The sequence below is a fragment of the Luteimonas sp. e5 genome (genome assembly GCF_054031035.1).
Genome location: NZ_JBSTRX010000001.1, coordinates 640,422 through 661,413 on the forward strand (window position 1 = coordinate 640,422; position 20,992 = coordinate 661,413).

A 20,992-nucleotide genomic window follows, 5' to 3' on the forward strand; every position below is an offset into this window, starting at 1 on the left:
TCATGCCAAGAGACGGCTCAATAGCCGCAGCGCTCGCCGCTCGATTCGAGCATGTTCCCATTGCGTCGGAAGATCACGCCGCCACGACACTCTTCACCGGCGATCGGCTGGCGCATGCCGCGCCGCGCATTTGCCGACACGGGAGCCTGCCGTGGACCGGAGCGCAACTGCGGCATGACATCGATGCTCGCCACCATGTCCGCGCGTTCCCGCGCATGCTCGCGACGTAGCGCTTCGACCTCCTCGTGGTGAGCCACTGCGCGAACCCGCCAGTTGTAGAACCACAGCGAATTGGAAAGGATCACCACCGCGACCAGCGCCAGAACCGCGGCAAGCCATTTGTCATGGCTTGTGCTGGAACGCACGCGACGCAATGGCGGATGGGAACCGTAGCGGTCGGGCATGAGTCTCGAATTCGTGGTCGCGGCATGCGACCGCAGTCATGCTGGCACTGATACCCGCAACCGGCCATGATGTGCAAGCCGCGCCCGTCGGCGGCGTACAGGGGTGTTGCATGAAAGCACTGATCATCACCGGTTTGCTGGTCGTAAGTCCGCTGGCATGGGCTCAGCACAAGCCGGCCGATATCAAGCATTACGGTCGCCAGCCACGCACGACCACGCCGCTGCAATGCGAGCAGAACCCGCATCCGGGTTTGCGCCATTTCTGCGAAAGCATCGAAGTCGTGGCGATTTCACGGCGCGACCGCGTGCCGATGTCACGCAGGATCCTGCTGTTGCCGGATCTGCTCACCCGCGAGTCGGGACAACTCGGCTATGCGTGCTCGGAGGGTTATGCCATCGAAAAGACACGAAACGGATGGCAGCAGGTCAATGACAGCGAGCACCAGCCGGTACGCTGCCGGGTTCCACGCTGAGAGAAGGGCAGATTTGCCGGAGGAGAGACATGCCAGCCAGAAGACCAGTTCAGAACACCCTCCATGGGGAAACTTCACTTCGCATAATGTTTATTATGTAAAGTTTACAAGTGCCTGCCGCGGGGTGTCACCAGCGCGCACTGAGGCGGAAATCGGCGCGGATGCTGTCCTGGTCTCGCAGCACGGTATCCAGCGGATGGCCGATGTCCAGGCTGTAGCTGTAGCGACGCGCAAACTGGCCTGTCAGACCCAGCCCGATGCTGCTGATGCTGGCCGACTCCGGATAGTCGCCACGAACCGATCCGTGATCGTAAAACGCATAGATGTCATGGTTGCCCCGGTAAGGCCGGTGCAGCTCGATGCTTCCGAAATAGCCTTTCACGCCAGACAAGGCGCCGCGCACGTAGCCGCGAACGCTGCCAATTCCGCCCACCTGGAACAGATTGCTGGACGGCAGGAAGTCGCCGCTGGAGAACTGCCAGCCCAGTTGTGCGCGTGCCAGCAAACCGGTGCCACCCAATCGCTGGGTCCAGCTGGTGGCGCCATTGGCGGTGGTGAATCTGCTGCCCTCGGCAAGGGTTTCATCGGCGTTGATGTTGGAGAAGCCCTGGTAGAAGGTCCATTCGTAACCGTCTGCGCGGTAGCTCGTGTTCAGCCCGACCGAAATTGTGGTGGAAGTGATGTCCGAGACACGCTGACCGGCAATGTCCGTGGTCGACGTGCCGCGGGAAACGCTGGCCACGGTGGAAAACAGCCAATTCTGGCTGGCGATCCAGGGTTGCACGTAATCGAAGCCGTATGAAGTCGATTGGCCGGTGATTTCCAGGTCAACATAGGCACCGTCGATGATGTTGATCTGGTTGCGGATGATGTTCACCCCGAGACGGCCGTTGCGGCGGTTGATCAGGCCCGAGTAGGACACCCTGCCCTCCAGTCCGCCACGGGAATGCGCAATCGATCCGGACAGCAAATCATTGACTCCGGCCAGGCCCCAGAACTGCCCCTGCACGCCGAGGCGCTCGCGCCCGGTGGACTCGATACCGGCGTTGTCGATGAACACGCCCCAGCTGCGACGGGCCGGCACTTCCGCCAGCAAGGTGATGTCGGTCTGCCCGGGCTGCTGACCCGGACTGAGCAATGCCCGGACCTGCAGGTCACTGGTTCGATTCAGGTAAACCAGGTCATCCCGCAAGCGATCGGCCTGCACGATTTCGCCTTCGCGCTGATGGATGCGTCGCTGCACGAAGGCGATGGGGACGTGAGTCTCGCCGGTCACTTCCATTTTCCCCAGGCGCCCTTCCACCAAGGTCAATTCGACCACGCCATCCTCGATGGATTGCTCGCGCAGCAAGGCCCTTGCGGTGTTGATGCCGCGCGCTTCGTACAGCGCATTGACTTCATCCACGATGGTGTTCAGGTCCGCCAATGACACATCGCGACCGACATGCCGTGTGCGGATCTCCTCCAGGGCGTCGGGAGGGAGCAGTTCGGACGCGGTGAATCGCACATCGTTGAGCCGAAAGCGGGTACTCGCCTCCGCTGGCAGCGTGGCCGGGTCCGGTGGCGCGGGTTGCTGTACCGGATCCGCTTCGGCCGGCTGAGGCTGGATCTGCCGACGTTGCTCGTAGTACTCGTCGATGCGCTGCACGCCCTGCCCTTGCTGGGTAGCGGCGGACTGTGCCACGGCCAGTACCGGGAACAGTCCGCAGCCAAGCACCAGCTGCCGGCATCGTTTCAATTGCACCTCACGCATCAGTTGTTTGCTCCGGTATTGACGGCACCAGGTTTGCTGGTAATCACTTCGATATCCTTTTCTTTCAGCAGCTTGCGCTTCTCTTCACGCTCATCCGGCTCGGTCTGCAACATCCGGCCGGTGTAGCGCACGGCGCTTTCGCCCAGGTAGTCCAGCGCACTGTCGGCATGGTCGCGGTTGTAGTTGGGGCTGGTCACCCGGAAGCCGTCTGCAAAGCGCACGACGTAGGCATCGGTATCCATGTACACGCCGTTGATGCTGAGTCGGAAATCCTTGTCCAGCTGCGTCAGCTGCACGTCGACCGGCTTCAGCAACGGACTGGTGTTGTCCATCAACACACGCATCTGCGGGGTGTTCAGGGTCATGGTTTCACCGATATGACCTTCGACGACATCCACCTTGCCAACGCTGGAAACCAGCTCGGCTTCCACCGCCTTCAGGCGTTCCAGCAGCCACGCGTCGCGCGGGTCCACTTCCACCACCACTCGACGCGCGATGCCGTCCTGATAGCCGGTCAGCTCCATGGTCAATGGGCCATCGCCCTGTTCGGACTGGGTCACATGCGCCTGCACGGTGTCCGCAGCCAGCGTCAGGCGCGTATCCACCTCACCGCTGCCCAGTTGCAAATGATCGCGTGCTGCCAGGTCGCCGGATACCGCCTTGAATGCAGTGCCCGACAGCGAGCCACCCTGCGCGTCCATCGTCGCCGTGGATCCGGCCTGCACGCGGTCAAAGCGGATGCTGCCACCACTGATGATCGATTGTGCGCCACCGGTGATGCCGCTTCCGATGTCGACGTCGCCACCCGCCAGCAGTTCGGCATCCGCGCCAACCTGGTAACGGCCCCACGACTGGCTGCCGCCACTGTCGCCGCGCAGGTCATGTCCTGCGTCTGCCTGCTCGATGGCAATGTTGCGCGCCGCATCCACGGTGATCGAGGCGCCGGCATCGGCGCTGCCACCCAGGACATCCTTGCGACGGGAGATCAGGACGATATCGCCACCGGCCACCAGTGCCCTGAACGAGAGCGTGTCTCCGGATGCCAGGCGGATTCCACAACCCGCCTGCAAGTCACCGATACGAATCCGGCCACCGGCATCGCCCTTGAAGTTGCAGCCGGCGCTAACCGTTTCGGCCTCCAGGTCGGTGCCCGCAACCCAATCGCCATCGACTCCGATATCCGCCTGTTCGACTCGAATGGCCTGCGCCGCCGTCAAGCGCATGTCGGTACCCGACGTGGCCTGTCCAAGGGTGATATCGCGGCCACTGTCGATGATGGCCAGGGTGCCTGCATCCAGCACCTTCACACTCACGTCTCCGTTCGAATGCAAGGTCATGTCGGTACCCGAGCGCAAGTCGTCGGCGGTGATTGCGACCACTGCGTCGGCGTCCAACTGCTCGCCGGTGGACACCGAGCCCGCAGTCAGCGCACCTGCACTGTCCAGCTTCGCATTGCGGGTGACTTGCAACGTGCCAATGCCCATGTCGCCGCTGGCGTCCAGCGTGGCATTGCCGCCGACGGTGCCCTGGGTCAGGTCCAGTGTGCTGCCGCTGTTCAGACCCGCATCGCCCGTCACCGCCAGCGTGCCGACGGTCATGGCATCGCGGCTGTCCAGCGTGGCATTGCCACCGACAGTGCCCTGGGTCAGATCCAGGGTGCCGAGGCTGGTCAGGGTCGCATCAGCGCCGACCTTGGCCGTGGTCACAGCCATCGCCGCGCCGCTGTCCATCTCCAGCTGACCATCGATGGTCAGGGTTTCGGCCGCCAGACGGGTGCCGGCATCCAACTTGGCATCACCCGTCACCGCCAGCGTACCGACGGTCATGGCATCGCTGGCGTCCAGCGTGGCATTGCCGCCGACGGTGCCCTGAGTCAGGTCCAGGGTGCTGCCGCTGTTCAGACCCGCATCGCCCGTCACCGCCAGCGTACCGACGGTCATGGCATCGCGGCTGTCCAGCGTGGCATTGCCGCCGACGGTGCCTTGGGTCAGATCCAGTGTGCTGCCGCTGTTCAGGCCCGCATCGCCCGTCACCGCCAGCGTGCCGACGCTCATGGCATCGCGACTGTCCAGCGTGGCATTGCCACCGATGGTGCCCTGGGTCAGATCCAGGGTGCCGAGGCTGGTCAGGGTCGCATCAGCGCGGACCTTGGCCGTGGTCACGGCCATCGCCGCGCCGCTGTCCATCACCAACTGACCATCGATGGTCAGGGTTTCGGCCGCCAGACGGGTGCCGGAATCCAACTTGGCATCACCCGTCACCGCCAGCGTACCGACGGTCATGGCATCGCTGGCGTCCAGCGTGGCATTGCCGCCGACGGTGCCCTGGGTCAGGTCCAGGGTGCTGCCGCTGTTCAGACCCGCATCGCCCGTCACCGCCAGCGTACCGACGGTCATGGCATCGCGGCTGTCCAGCGTGGCATTGCCACCGACAGTGCCCTGGGTCAGGTCCAGGGTGCTGCCGCTGTTCAGGCCCGCATCGCCCGTCACCACCAGCGTATCGACGGTCATGGCATCGCGGCTGTCCAGCGTGGCATTGCCGCCGATGGTGCCTTGGGTCAGGTCCAGGGTGCCGAGGCTGGTCAGGGTCGCATCGCCGCCGACCTCGGCCGTGGTCACGACCATCGCCGCGCCGCTGTCCATCACCAGCTGACCATCGATGGTCAGGGTGTCGGCCGTCAGACGGGTGCCGGCATCCAACTTGGCATCACCCGTCACCGCCAGCGTACCGACGGTCATGGCATCGCGGCTGTCCAGCGTGGCATTGCCACCGACAGTGCCCTGGGTCAGGTCCAGGGTGCTGCCGCTGTTCAGGCCCGCATCGCCCGTCACCACCAGCGTATCGACGGTCATGGCATCGCGGCTGTCCAGCGTGGCATTGCCGCCGACAGTGCCCTGGGTCAGGTCCAGGGTGCTGCCGCTGTTCAGGCCCGCATCGCCCGTCACCGCCAGCGTATCGACGGTCATGGCATCGCGGCTGTCCAGCGTGGCATTGCCGCCGATGGCGCCCTGGGTCAGGCTCAGGGTTGCACCACTGCTCAACAGCGCGTCGCCGCCGCTGCTGATCGTACCCAAGGTCATGGCACCGTTCGTGGTCGCATGCAAGCTGTCGCCGGCGGTGGCGGTATTGCCTTGCAGGCTGTCGGCCTCAATGCGCACATGGCCGGTGGCATTGACGCGATCGAAGACGAGCAGCGCATCGGAACTCAGGGTGACGTCGCCGTCCTGCGCATCGATGTCGTCAGCCTCACCGCCATTGGGCAGATGCAGGAACAAGTCGCCTTGGGTGGTGCGGGCAAGCGTCAGCTTGCCGACATCGACCTGCAGCGGCTGGGCTGCGCTGCCGATACCGGTACCGGCTTGCAGGCTGGCCTGCACGTTGCTGCCACCGTTGATGTGGATGGTGTCATCACCGTTGCCGTGGATGCCGCCACCGGCATCGAGTGTGATCCTGGCGTCGACGGCGTTGCCGGTGATCGTCAGGTTGCCCAGCTCGATGTCGTCATCGACATTGACTGCAATGTCATGCCCCGCAAGCAGCTGGCTCCTGTTGCCCATCGCCAGCGATGCGCCGCGAGCACTGACGCTGTTGCCGACATCGACGACGGCGTCATCGCGCAGTTTGATGGCATCGACCGCGAACAGGTTCAGGTGATCATCCACCTTGGCATTGCCAAGGGACAGATTGGCGCCGGCGACCAGATTCACGTTGGCCGCGTCCAGCAACGCTTCGATGGCGATATCGCCCATGGGGGCATTGAGGTCGGCTTTGCCACCCGCCAACACGCGCTGCACGGTGATGCCCTCGCGCGCCAGCACCTTCACATCGCCACCGGCCTGCAGGGTGTCGCCACTCAGGCTGCCATTGGCGACCAGCACGTCCAGGTCACGCCCGGCGGCCAGCTTGTCCACCGGCAGGTCACCATCGCTGGAAATCCTGATGTCACGACCCGCCTCGGCATCAAGCTGGCCATTGTCGAGAATGCGCAGTGCCAGGCGCCCACCGTCTTCGCTGCGAATGTCGTCGCGCACATCCAGGCGCAGATTGCGGCCGGTCACCGCCACCACCTCGTCCAGGTACGACAGCAGGCTGCCGGAGCCCACTTTGAGGGTGACCTCCTCGTTGCCGCTGGCGATACCTACGCGCAGGTCGCCGCTGGCTTGCGAAAGCGCCAGGTTCTGGCCGGCATTGGCCAGCAGCAGCGTGCGGTTGATCTGTACCAGCAACGGCCGGTTGTCGTAGCCGCTGATGTTGCCACCGGCACTGATGCTGAGATCACCGCCCACGCTGATCGCCGGGGTGCCACTGCTGCGACCGGTGATGTCGGCGTCGCTGCCGATGCGAGCGTTACCGGTGCCACGGAACACGTCGATCTCCAGACCGGTCGTGCCGTGCAGGTAGGTGTCACCCCCGATGTCGCCGTTCAGCTTGCCCAGGGCCTCCACCACCACCGGGGAGGTGCTGTTGATGCGCAGGGAAACCACCACCGCGCCGTTTTCAATCTGTTCCCGGCTGAGCGGTTTGCCGGCGGCGTCGAGCAGCTCCACATCACCCGGCGTGGTGGCCAGCAGCATGGCCAGCGCGGTTTCGGGGTCCACATTGCCTGCCAGCAGGTCGGCCAATGACAGGTCGAAGGTCTTGTCCAGGCGACCCAGATCACCCTTGGCCACCAGCGTCACGTTGCGACCGGAAATCACCGGATCGATGTCGATGGAGACACCGGAAGACGGCTCCAGTGCATTGGCATTGAGCACGTAGCGCAGTTGTGCATCAGTCCATACCGCATCGTCGCTCATTGACCCGACCAGCTCGGTCTTGCGTGCGGCAAGGGCGGCACTGTCGCCGCTGGTGTCGCGCAGCTGATAGCGATAGGTCGGATTGAAGGCGGCAGCAAACACCGCTTCGTTGGCCCAGTTCTCACCGAAGGCCTCGGTGAACACTTCGCCGGTCAGCTGCTGGTAACGGCCAGCCAGCCAGGCGGCCACACCGGCATCATCCAGGGGTTCCCCACCGGCAGCCTCGGCGGTGGCGCGGAACAGGGTGATGGCGTCGCCATCGGGCTGATACACGCCATCGACCACCGTGCCCATTTCCAGCAACTGGAAGTATTCCGCATAAGCCGAGTTGACCCGGTTTTCGTAGCTGCGGATGGATTGCTCGGCGCCGCCGCCTTGCAACTTCAGGTTCTGGCGCAGGCTTTGCAGCTGTTCTTCGCTGAGACTGCTGGTGGCGCCGCGCTGGGCGGCACTGAAGATCGCGCCATCACGTGCTTCTAGACGCACGTCGCCATGTTCGGACTTCACCCGCTGCACCCACAAATCGCCGGCGGTATCGGTCAGCGCCACGTCGAAAGCCGCACGCGCATGCACCAACCCACCTTCCAACACTCCGTCGGAACGCGGCGCCTCGCGGCCGGCCACCACCAGCGGCTTGCTCAGGCTGCCGATGGCGCCCGACTCGCTGTACAGGGTCAGGTCGCGACCGTCAATGGATACCGCATCGCCGGCGATACCGGTGATGTCGTACTTGGACTTCAGCCAGACATTGCCACGGCTGCCTGCGGACAGGCGCACCTGCAACGGGGCATTGTCGGTGGTTTCCACGTTCAGCGCGATATCACCGGCGCGGACGCGACCGGAAGTCGCGATGAGCGTGCCGGGCAGCACCAGTGCGTTGTTACTGCCGGTATAGCTCACCAGTTGCACGTCCAGCGGACGCAGCGCCTCGCCCTGCCCTGCCCCGGCCAGTTCGCCGATCTTGCCGGCGGCATCCAGATTCAGGCTGTTGGTGATGATTTTCGCGTTCTTGGACGACGCCAGGATGTCACCGGATCGACTGGTGAGGTTGGTGGTGCCGGCACGGTTGCGCAACGCGCCATTGAGCAGCAGGTCACCGTCACTGGTCACTTCCAGCACGCCGAGATTGTTGCTTTGGAAGTTGATGGCGATGGCGTTGTCGGCTTTGACCGTATTCGTGACGATCAGCGTGCCGCGCAACGGAGTGCTGTACTGCCACACGGTACGGCTTGCATTGGCTGAACCATCCCAGAACACACCATTGGCCGGGAAGCCGAAACGGAATTTCGCGCAGGTCTGGCTCTGCTTGTGTGTGCCCTCGCATCGATACCCGGGGCTCGTGCTACGGAAGAAGCTGAATTCCGCGCTCGTGATTTCGGATTCGAACTGCGCACTCGCACCCTCCTCATAGCGAACCTGGCTGGTTGTCCACTGTTGACCATCACCCAGCTGGTTGCCGTTGGCATCGGCCCAGTACCAATTCTGGTTGGCGTCGGCACGGCGAATTCTGGCGGTCTGGGTCCATGTCGCACGCCAGTCTTTTTCAGGGTTGTACGTGGCTGTATTTCTGCCCAAATCCACGGGATTGACCGCATCGCCATTGTCCGTCAAGACCCATCGGGTGCCAGTGACCTTCCCGGTGATCGCATTGCTCACGTACTTGGTGCGCGTATTCTGGAGTCGGTCGGTGATTTCGATCACTCCGGGCGCGGCATTGCCCACGGTGATGTCGTGCAACACCAGTGATTTGCCGTTGATGGCGCTTGTATCGATCTTCACCGAGCCGCGCCCGGAGATCACGTTGAGCGAGCCGCTGGTGGTGGTGCTGACGATCTTGCCATCGAGGTAGATCGCGCCGCCGCCATTGGCATCGATTTTGTCGGGAGTCTCGAACTGACCGGTGGCTGCGTTGTACTGCAGCACGATCTTGCGTGCGGTTGCCCCCCCGGAGATCACCTCAAGGTATTCGTCTGACACTGTGTACAGACCCGAACCTTGCGCGTTCCAGATGTCCACCTGCTCTTCGAGCGTGCGCAGGTTACCGGAGCGGCTTTCCGAGAGCAGACGCACCGACCAATCCACGCCCTTGCCGGCGCGCAGTGGCACGTTGACGTCGAGGAACCCTCCGGCGGTGATCTTGATGCCACTGCCGGCCTCGATGCCTGGCCCGGTGCCCGGATTGCTGCCCGCGCTGTTGCGTGTCACATCCCCGGGTTGATAAGTCAGGGAGCGACGGATCGTGCGCTCATACACGATCGGCCACCAGTTTTCGCTTTTGTGGGCATACTTCGACTGCACGCCATTATCGTAGTAAAGGTGTTGCAAGTCGCTCAGGTTGCAGTTGTTCTCGTCGACACGATAGAAGCAACCGCCGTACACGAAAATCGAACCGGTGCCATTGTTGTTGCTGCTGTCCGAGTTCTGGTACAGCAGCCAGTTGGTCAGCGAAGGTTTGTTTGGATCGACGTCCGTTTTGTCGGTAGTTTCTACGTATTCGCCGCTGTTTATGTACAGCCAGCTGGCGATGTATGCGGCGGCATCGTTGGCATTGCGAATGTCGCTGGCCAGACTGTACCTGGCCCACAGCGTGGCCGGGCTGTTGCCCCACCAGTTGCCGCGGACCTTGTAGCCAACCTCGCCGTTGGGCGCGCTGATGCTGACGGTTTCGCCCGAGGTGTCACCCCAGCCATAGATGCTTCCCTGGGCATTGTGGATGCGCACCGCACCATCCGGATTGGAGATGGTGCCACCGGTGGCAATCGAGGAGCCCATGCCACCAAGGTTGTCGATCGTGATCTTTCCCCCGTCCTCGTTGGAGGCCTCATGCAAGGCGATGTCCCCGACATCGGTGGTGCCACCGGTGAACAGGATCCGGCCACCGCTGTAGTCGGGAATCAGCATGTCGCCGAACAGCACATGATCGTTGCTGTGGTTGGTGACGGTGATCTGCGGCTTGCCGCGGGCGGTGATGCTGCCGGATCCGCTGAATGTGTCGGCGTTGAGGGTTACGTCGCCACCGGAGGCGTACAGGGTACCGAACTGCCAGGTGTCGCCGGAATGAGTCTTGGCTGCTGCCGCATCAAATTCATAGTTGCCCTGTGCATGCAGTGCGGCAAGCAGGGTGCCGGTTTCCCAACGCCGGCTGTCGAACTCGATCGTGTCGCTGCCATTGCCGCTCGAGGTCATCCTGCCGGCGGCATCGATGGTGATGTCGAGCTTGTTGTAGCGACCGGCCAGCACTGTGCCGTCCAGATGCACATGGCCAGCGCCCTTGCTGATGCCCTTGCTGTCATTGCGCGTGACCGGAATGAGGCCAACTTCGTAGCCGGTGGCGGTACCGGTGGCATTGCGCTGCAGATGCCCGGCCTGCGCGCCCAGCCATACGAAACGGGCACCAAGCAGCTTGCTGTCACTGTCAAGCGAGGTCTTTGCGTTGCTGTTGATGTTGGATTCCGCCGTGGCCTTCGGTATCGCGATCGTGCCCTTGATGTACCCCAGCGCGATCGCATTGCCGGTGACGCGGCTGCTTTGGCCTCGGCGCCCATCTTCACCGGCGAGCACGAACATGTTGTCCAGCGATTCCAGCGTGGCATCTTTTTTCAGCGTGACATTCTGCTCCAGGCCGATGTCGACCTTGGCGTCGGCTTCGCCCGCCGCGGCCAGCACGCCCCAGGTGTTGACCAATGCATTGGCCTGGATGTTGAGGTCGGCAAGCGTGCCGACGTTGAGCATGTAGGTGCTTTCCAGCGTGGCTTTCTCGCCGATACCCACCGCGTTCTCGAACGCGGTGGTCGTCGAAGCATGCACCTTGGCAACGCTGAGGCCACCGCCGGTGCTCAGACCGGCGCGGTCATCGGTTTTGGCGTGGGTGCTGGCCAGGATGTTGAGCAGGCCGGAGTTGCCGTGGTCGGGTGCCAGGCCGGTATTGATGTTCGCATCGTTTGCCAGATCAATCTTGCTGTGACCTTTCAGCGTGGTCACAACACTGGAGGCGTTGCCGGTGGCCACGCCGCCACCGGCGGCGCTGGCAGCCAGCTCGTCGACGAGCAGGCTGTTGAAGGCATTGTCGGTGACCAACCAGACGTCGCCATCGGCTGAAATCCTGGTCCCCGCGCCCAGCTTCAGGTCCACATTCGAGTTGGCGGCGTTTTCGGCCAGTGCACCGCTGGCATTGAGCACGCCGGCACTGCTGCTGTTGGCACGGCTGCCATAGCCGGTGTCATGGCGGGCACTGGCCAGCAGTTTGCCCACCTTGAATACACCACCACTGCCGATATCCAGCTTGGTTTTGTTGCCGGCATGGGTGCTGGCGATGGTGGCATTGCCGGCCACCGCGCCACCGCTGCCGGCGATCGCATCGGCATGGTTGGCATCGGCCCCGGAGGCACTGAGTACCACTGTGCCGGTATTCCAATTGGCCTTGTTGCCGACGTTCAAGTTGGTCTTGGCATCGGACTGCGCATGTGACTTCATGAGGCCGACGGCCAGTACACCGCCCAGGCTCACGCCGCTCGCCTGCGCACGCTGGCTGCTGTCGTTGCGCGCGTTGATGGTCACGCCGGTCTTGCGCGAAGACAGCAGGCTGCCCTCATCCGCATCGAGCTGCAGCCGAAGCGGGCTGACGATCTTCGACTCCGCGCCAATGCCGGCAGCCACCACGTTGTTGCCCTGTGCCGTGGCAAACGCACCTGCACCGCTGAGGAACAGTCCGCCGGAGCCGCTGATGGCCTTGGCCAGGACATCGCCGCCATGTACATCGGCGCTGATCGTGATCTCGCCGACATTGTTGAAATTCGCCTTGTCGCCGATCTTTGCATTGACCTTGGTGGAGGCCGTGGCGTTGGCCACGGCTGCACCCACGGCAACGCCCTTCGACACGCTGGCGCCGGTGGCGCTGGCGTCCACGTTCGGCTGTGCCTCGGCCAGCACCTGGATGCCGTCGACGGCGAGAGTTACCTTCGCCTTGTCGCCGATTTCAGCGTCGACGGTGCTGGCATCATCCGCCGTTGCGATGGCTGCACTGGCGCCGGCAAGCACGCCACCGGCTGCACCCACGGCATCGGCGCGCGTGCCGCCCAAGGATTGCGCCTTGATGACGATACCGCTCAAGCCCGTGACATCGGCATCGTCATCCAGACGCGCGGCCACGGCCGATGCTCGCCGTGCATCGGCCACCACCACGCCCACCGCCGCGGCACCTGCTGCCATGCCGTTGGCGCGGGCGCCGATGTTGCTGCCATCCAGCGCGCTGATACGCAAACCCTCACGGTGCGCCACGCCGGCAACGTCGGCACGCACCTTCGCCTTGACATCCTGTTGCTGGCGCGCCACGGCCACCGCCGCACCCACGCCAACCGTGCCAAGGGCACCGGCGTAGGCATCGACATCGAGCGCATCGCCCGCACTGCCATTGCCGGCCTGCGCGGACACCTCGACGCGGTCGGCCACCACCGGCACATCGCTGTTCAATTCGGCCAAGGTGCTTCCGTACAGTGCACTCATGCCGAACGAACCGCCTATGCCCACGATGCCACCTGCGCCGGATCCACCGACGATGTTGCGGCTGCTCATCAAGCTGCTGGAGGCGATCTCGAGAGCGTTGGCATGCAGGGCTCCGCCACTGACACTGGCTTTTACCAGGTCGCCACGGCCCTCCAACTGTCCGGGATCAACCTTTCCACGACCATTCAAAGCGGCAATGGCATCCGCATCGAGGGTGCCGCCGAGCGTGGCGGCATCGATCTTCTCGCTGTTGCCGATCTCGTTCAGCTTGCCGAATGTCCTGCCCAGCTCTTTCTGGCTGTTCTCATTGTTTTCATCGTCATTTGCTTTGTCCAAGCCGGCCAGCAACAGACCGGCTGCACCGCCGATGCCGGTGCTTCCACCCGCACCGGCGGTCATGGTGACCATGTCCACCGCACGGTCGGAGTTGGCACTGACCCGAGTCGTACCGGTGCTTCGTGTATTGCTGTCGACGATGTCGGCGCGCACCGTGCTGCCAAGGAGCGCCACCGAGGCACCGGCACCGATGCCGATGCCTGCCGACACGCCCACACCCAGTGCGCCGGAATAGGCATTCAGGCGCAACACGTCGTGTGCGTTGACCGCCAGCGAGCCGCTGCGCGCCACGCTGTTGGTCAGCAGCGCACGGGTGTCGTTCTCCACCACATGCACCTGTGCCATGCCGGCGAGGCCTACGGCACCCGCACCGGCACCGCTGATGACCGTGCCCTGGAAGCGCGAGGCACTGCCTGCATCCACCTGCAGCGCGCCGTGCACCGAAACATTGGTGCCGCGGCTGGCATCATCATCCCGACCAATGCGGGCCTGCGTCCTGGAGCGGGACACATTGACCAGTGCCGCGCCACCAATACCGACCAGACCGCCTGCGGCGCCGGTACCCGCGACCATCGCACCGGCATTGTCGCTGCTGGCGATCACGTCAAGGCTGTTGGCCCGGAGCTTGCCGCCCAGCAGGCTGGCCTCGGTGTTGCTGTCGAACTGGTTGACCACGCCTGTGCCGGCAAATCCGACGCCCAGCGCAGCGGAGGCACCCACCACGATGGCCAACGCATTGTGGCTGGCTGCAGCATTGATGTGGACCGCGTCGGCGGCATCGATGGTGGCGTTTTCCACACGCGCCTGGGTATTGCCGTCGAACAGATTGGTCGAGACCGCCCCGGCCCCGGAGAACACACCCGGAGCGCCAGCCACGCCAAATACATAGCTGTTGCTGGCCACATGCTGGCTGGCACGCACGTCCACGCTCTGGAACAGCGACGCCCGATTGTGGGAGACACCTTGGTTATCCAGGTACAGCCCGGACTGGTTGATCTGCGCATCTTGAATCAGCGCCTTGGTGCTTCCGGCCACACGATTGACCGCCGCCATCACCGACAGCGAGCCACTGAAGATCGGTGAGGCACTGACCGCTGCGCTGAAGCCCAGCGTATCGACCTGTTGCTTGGTGCTGGCATTGACCGCCAAGCCCTGAACCTGATGCAGGCCGGTCTTCAGGTCGGCAGAGTCAAAGGCCAGATCTTCGGCGGAATCGCGGGTGCTGAGTGCATTGGCATGAAGACGCTTGCCGCTGTCGATGTTCAGCGAGACCGGCTCCAGCGCCAGTGCAGTGACCCGGGTATCGGCGCCGGTGATGCTGGCCTCGGTGCTGCCCTCGATCAGGTTGACCACGGTACCGGCACCGACGCCGGCTGCGAAGCCCCCGCCGATGCTGCCGGCCAGCACCTGTACGTGCTGCTGCTGCGCAGCCAGTACGCCGATATTGCCCTGCGCCACCACGTCGGCACCATCGGCAATGGTCGCCTTGACCTGGCCTTGCATGCGGTTGACCGCCACTGAAGCGGCACCACCGACCTGACCGCCGAGGCCGATACCGGTCGCGGCGGTGCGGATGCGATTGCCGCCGTCGGTACCGGCGGCATCGGCGCTGACCAGCAGGTGGCGCACGTCGAGGGCGCGTTTCTTGGAACCTCCGGCAACGCGCGCCGTGGTGTGTCCGGCAATGTCGTTGTACGCCACCGCCGCACCCAAACCGGCAGTGCCACCACCGGCGGCACCACCGGCCAGGGAATCGATGTGGCGCTTGTCGCGGGCCTGCACCGAGACATCGGCCTCCGTCAGCACGTTGTCATCGCTGTCCGTGCTGCGGGTGATGCTGGTATCAACCAGCTCGGCCAGGGTGTCGGAGTTGATCAGATTGGTGGTGACGCTGGCGGCTCCACCGATGGAGCCACCGCTGGCACCACCGATTGCGGCACTGCGGATCAGACTGCTGGATGCCGCGGAAATTGCCAGCGAACTCACGTTGTCCAGTTGCGAATCAACCACGACCGCACGTGTCTTGTCGCCCGTGTTGAACGGGTTGTCGTTGCGATCGTCCAGACAGCTTTGGGTGCCGATGCAATTCACGCTGCTGGCCGCGCCCACGCCGGCGCTGCCGCTTGCCGCGAGGCTGCCGGCCAATGAATAGGTCTTGCCGGTATTTTCTGCGCGCACGCGCACATCACCGGTCGCGCCTTTGCCAAGCATGCGCAGGCCAGCGATGCGCGCTTCGGTGGTGGTGTTGAGCAGATTGGTGCTGTTGCTGACGGTGATCGCCGCGTTGCCGGCATGGGTGCCGGCAATGGCGAGTGTTTTGATGACCGAGTCGGCGGTTGCCGCCACATCCACACTGCCGCTGGCGTGCACCTGTGCATCGTCAATTCCGGCGACTGTTTTGTCGCCGATGGTCGCGATGTTGACCGCTGCTCCAACCGCGGACTGCCCCACGGCAACGCCGCCGGTCAGGGTCTGGATGCGCGAGGTGTTGTCCGCCTCGACCATCAGATCGCCCGCATCCACACTGCCCCCGCGGAGGATGGCCTCGGCGTTGTTGCCGATGCGGCTCCATGCCACCGAACCCTGTACCGCCACGTTGCCGGCCATGCCGGCAGCCACTGCGCCGGAAAGGATGCGGGCGCGGTTTGCCGCATGCAGCTTGACGTCACCTTCGGCAACGGTCAGTTCCGCGTCATCGGCTACTGCCTGCGTGTCGTTGCCGATCTCGTTGATGGTCAACGCGGCACCCACCGCGGTGCTTTGGCCAACGGTGACGGCACCGGAGAGCGAACCGATGTACGCATCGTCGCTGGCGTCCAGCGCCAGCGAACGTGCATCGATGCTGGTCGGCGCCTGCTGCACCGCGCCGCTGGCATCGGGAAGCGAGGTACCCACCAGCACTGCGGTGTTGTTCCTTATCGCGTTGTACGAGGCACTGCCGACGCCGGCGAAGTTGCCGGTGGCCACGCCGATACCGGCACTGAACGCGAGTATGTCCGACCTGTCGTTGGCAACAAGATTGACCTGGCCCTGGCCGCCGTCGGTCGATGTCGCGGTCAGCGTCGCGCCGTTGACTTCGACCACGTGCGTGTTGTCGATGGTGTTGTAGCCGAACGCGATGCCGGCATTGCTGTCGGCGGCCTGCAGCATGCCGGCGACGGCGATGATCGAGCTCTTGGCGTGGTTGCGCTCGAGCGCCTGAACTTCATTCTCGCGGTTGGCTTTGCCATCAGCCTCGGGCTTGGCTTCGATGTTGGCATCGATCGCTACAGCGCCAATGCCGCTGCCGCAATAGTCGACATGCGCCTGCGAATCGCAATCACCGGCTGTTCCGGGCACTTGCCTGATCGTGGCGGTGCCTGCAAACGCTTCCAGATTGCCACTGAAGCTGACCTGCGCCCCGTCAGCAATGCGCGCGACCGTATCGTTGGCAACCTGGTTGACCACCACCGATCCGGCCAGGCCGATGCTGCCCGTCTGGCCGGAATAGCCACCGCTGGCAGCCGCCGCGACGATCCGCGAAGCATCCGCGGCGCTGACCGTCACATCGTTCACATCGCTGATGCTGCCGCCGAGGATCGAAGCGTTCGCGGTGTCACGAATGTCGGCATAGGTAACCGCCGCGCCGACACCCTGCTTGCCGCCGAAATACAGGGCACCACCGCCATTGGCGATGCGTGAACGATTGACCGCATGCAGCGACAGGTCGGCATCGGTGCCGCCCTTGCCGGTGATGGTCGAATCCTGCAACCGTGCCTCGGTGCGATTGCGCGACATGCCCAGGGTGACCGACGCGGCAACCGCCGCACTCACACTGGTTTCCTTCGACTTGTTGACACCCACGCCCAGGCCCACGTTGACCTGCTCGTTTTCATTGCGCGCGGTGATGTCCACGCCCGCGGTGTCGCTGATCGTGCTGTCCTGCACCTCGGCAACGGTATCGTTGCGCACGTCGCCATAGGCAAGCCCGGCGGCAATCGCGGCGCTGGCCTGGGAGTTGTCGGATTGTGCGTTGACGATCGAAATCGCGCCGCTGATGCTGATCAGCAGCGCCTTGTTGATGGCGGCGACATCCACCGCCGCGGGCGCGCCGCTCAATGCCCCGATGGTGGCACCGGCGATGCTGGCCCGGGTGTTCTGGCGCACCCGATTGACCGTGGCGCTGCCGGCCACACCGATGCTCACGGCTGGCTGCGGCAGCTCCTTGCCGGAGCCCCCTTGGCCCCCGCCTGCTCCGAGCAGGCCTTTGGCCTTGTCGAAATAGCCACCCAGGCTGCTGCTGCCGCCCTCGGAGGCTGCCGCTCCCATTTGGTCCAGATGCTTGCTGTTGTCTTGTGCACGCTTGAGCAGGCCGGCATGGAAGCTCGGATTTTCGGCATTCTGCTTCTCGGTCAACTGATCCTGCTGCTGTTGCTCGCTGGCCGACTTGCTGCGGACCATCGCGCCCGCCGCTGCCACCGCGCCACTGAGGCCGCCGGTGGTCGCATGCACGTTCAACTCGCTGGTGTTGACATGACCGACAGTGCCGCCAGCCGATCCGGTACGCAGATCCTGCGGAATGTCACCGATGAACGCGGCCGTATCCGAGTCCATCTGCTGATAAGCGACGCTGGCGCCGACGGAGATGCTGTCGGTCATGGTGACGGCCCCTGCCACCGACCACACGAACAGGTCTTCCTCGGCAGACAGATCGACGCTGCCAGAGTCGACGCGCGCCCGGTTGCTCAGGCCGGCGACCGTGCGGCTGTCCAGATCCAGCGCCGAGGCGGTACCGTTGACGCCGATGCTGCCGCCCTGCCCCGACTGCAGGGCCAGCGAAACGATGAACTCCTTGTTGTGTGCATCGATGGCGAGATCACCGCCGTTGGTATCGATGCTGACGCCATCATTGACGATGGCGGTGGCGGAGTTCTGATAGTCGAGATAGCCGACACTGCCGCCGACCGCGGCGCCGCCATCGGCCACGCTGACCCGCTTCAGGGTCAGGCCCAGGTCGCCCGCGGCATGCAATGCCGTGATGTCGGTGCTGGCCTGGATCGCCGTCGCGGCGGCAAATTGACGCACGCGGTCGTTGCCGCCCTGGTCTGCGCCGTCCAGGTTTGCACTCCACGCGCCCCCGGAGTTGTTGCTGGTGCTGAGCGAAGCACCGCTGGCAACGTCGGTGCGCGCACTGTTGCGTGCCTTGAAGTAGCTGACCACGCCACCGATGGCCAGCTTGTCGGCCGAGCCCTTGGCCGAGCCGTACGTGGTGAACAGGTCGGAGGGGTCCGAAATCAGGCTCTTCGCCGCAGAAATGGAGTCCTTGAACGCATCGAAGCTGCTGAAGTTCGGCTTCGCCGCATGCAGTTTGCTGAAGTCACGCGGCAGGGTGACATTCGAGTTCAGGCCGATCCGTGCGGCGCCCAGTTCGGCATCTTCGCCGATGGTCGTCTCCGCTTCGTGGTCCAGCAGGGCGATGGAAACGGCGCCGGACAGGCTGAACTCGGTGCCGTCCTGGCCCTTGCCCTTGCCCTGGATGTTGCTCAGCGCGTGGTTGGCGATCTGCGCATCGATGACTTGCGAATCGACGACAATGTCGCCAACGCTGCTGATCTTGACGTTATTGCCAATGCGTGCATTGGCGCCATGATTGCCGTGCACGAAGCTGATCGCGCCACCCAGGCGGAATGGCGAGGGTGCGTCGTCGGTACCACCCCCATTTCCGCCACTTCCGCTGCCGCTTCCGCTGCCGGAGAGCTTGCTGCTGGCCTTGCCGATACCCTTGCCGGCAAGGCCTTGCACCAGGTCCATCAGTCCACCGCCCGAAGCGCCGCTGTCTTCGACCTCGTCGGGGTCCTTCTCGCCCTTCTTCGGTGCATCCACCAGCGAGGTCGTGCTGTTGCTGCGTGCGATGCTGGCGGCTTGCACGGTCACGTCGCCAGTGGACATGCCGCTGCTGCCGACCACGCCGCGATCCAGCACCGCATTGGCCTGGATGTCCTGCAGGCTGACTGCGCCGGCCAAGCCGACCTTGCCGTTCTGGTCGGAACGTGCAGTGGCCGAGGTGGACAGTTCCGCGCTGTTGACTGCCGATACATTGACTGCACCCGCGACCACGGCTTGCGACGAAGCCTCCACCAGCGCATTGGTGTTGACGTTGACATTGCTGATTGCCGCGGTAAAGCCCAATGCGGTGTTGTTGGTGGCAAAGGATTCCGCAGCCACGTCCACCTTGGTATCGGCATCGGCCTTGACCGTCAGCGCGCCCGCGCCGGCATCCACCTGCGCACCGCTGCGAATGATCGCCTCGGTGGTGGCATCGACCTGCGCATACGCCGCGCCCAGGCTGAGCGTGTGCTTTTTGGGCCTGGTGACCGGCTTGCCATCCTTGTCGACGACCTGGTTGCCATCCTCATCCAGCTCGGGCACTTCCCCTTTTTCGTACGCCTTGCCGGCCGCCGAGGTATCGATGACCTGGCGCGTCGCCGCATGCAGCGCGACATCACCGGCGTAGGCCTGCAGCTGGCTGTTGCCCTTGACTTCGACCCGCGCGGTGGTATCCACGTGCAGGAAGGCAACCTGGCCGCTCAATCCCTGCTCCAGCCCCAGCTCGGCAGCGGCATTGAGCAGCCCGGTGATCTGGCTGGCATCCTCCAGCGTGGCGCGCACGTTGTTGGCGATGCCTTCCGGCGTCATGTCCGGATTTTCATAGCTGGAATCGGCCACGGCCAGCGCGGAGAGCTCGATGGCGTCGGCACGCAACGTGCTCGGCCCGCATGTGATGCCGCCATCGCAACCGACGGTGACAGTGGCGGTGGCATTGCGCAGTCCGGCGCCGGTGTCACTGATCGCAGCCGCACGCAGCTGGATCTTGCCGCCATCGTCGACCAGCTCCATGCCGTCCGGCGTGGCGCCGGGATTGACCGCCGGTTGCAGACGCTGCAGGCTGGAAGCGGAATCGCGGCCCGTCGCCGGTGCCTGCGCCACCAGAATGGTACCGGTGACATCCACCACCCTCGCCTGCACGCGCACGCCGTTGCTGGCATTGACGGTGCCGGCGATGCTGACCACGCCGTCGCGACTGATCTGATCGGGGGTGAGCGTACCGGTCATCAGCCCGGTCAGTGCGGCACCGTCGGTGAGCATGTCCTCCATCACCTTCGAAGTCGGCGTGGCAATGGACAGCGAGCCGACGTTCAATACACCCTGACTTCCGACCACCACGCCATGCGGATCGACGAAGAACACGCGCCCGCCGACCGTCTTTTCATCGGCCAGGAAACCGTTGAGAGTGCCGTTGATGTAAGCCTTCGAATCCCACACCAGATTGACCAGGTTGTTGACCTGCTTGCCATCGGTGTTGTTCGGCAGGATCAGGTCGACGGTTTGACCGGCTTCCACCCCGAACTCCCGGAACGAGTTGAATGCGACCTGCCCTGCGCGTGCATCGCGGATGGTCTTGGTGGTGACCTTCCAGCGATTTGCGCTGCCGACACGCTCAACCTTGCTGTCGGTCCGCCCATCACGCGTGATCGAGCTGCCGTCCTCACCCGCTCGCGTGTCAACCGGCACCACCACGAGCCCCAGTGCGGAACCGATGGCGAGGGCCAGACTTGCCGGACGCAGGCGTCGCTTGCTGTTGGCGGCGCCATCACGGGTGGCGCGCGGACGGATCTGCGAATCAATGCGGTTCATGACGAACTCCGAGGGTTGCCAGCCGATACGGCTGGCGGATTGATGGCATGGGCT

General features: G+C 64.2%; 4 protein-coding genes. 1 reads left to right on the forward strand and 3 read right to left on the reverse strand.

The features are described from left to right. Nucleotides 1-17: 17 nt before the first annotated feature. Nucleotides 18-404, reverse strand: coding sequence for a hypothetical protein (locus ACW11F_RS03115; protein ID WP_456995450.1), 387 nt, complete (start codon nt 402-404; stop codon nt 18-20). 38 nt (nt 405-442) lie between these two features. Between ACW11F_RS03115 and ACW11F_RS03120 the strand changes: the two genes are divergently transcribed. Beyond that, on the forward strand, nt 443-877 hold the full coding sequence (locus ACW11F_RS03120; RefSeq protein WP_456995451.1) for a hypothetical protein: 435 nt from the start codon (nt 443-445) through the stop codon (nt 875-877). 127 nt (nt 878-1,004) lie between these two features. Here the strand turns inward: ACW11F_RS03120 and ACW11F_RS03125 are convergent, their stop codons facing one another. Together ACW11F_RS03125 and ACW11F_RS03130 are read right to left on the reverse strand one after the other, a co-directional pair. Next, nucleotides 1,005-2,630, reverse strand: a complete 1,626-nt coding sequence (locus tag ACW11F_RS03125) for a ShlB/FhaC/HecB family hemolysin secretion/activation protein (RefSeq protein ID WP_456995452.1) — start codon at nt 2,628-2,630, stop codon at nt 1,005-1,007. After that, the gene (locus ACW11F_RS03130) at nt 2,630-20,938 is read right to left on the reverse strand and encodes a leukotoxin LktA family filamentous adhesin (RefSeq protein WP_456995453.1); all 18,309 of its coding nucleotides are present in this window, start codon (nt 20,936-20,938) and stop codon (nt 2,630-2,632) included. Before ACW11F_RS03130 ends, ACW11F_RS03125 begins: the two co-directional genes overlap by 1 nt. Nucleotides 20,939-20,992: the final 54 nt, after the last annotated feature.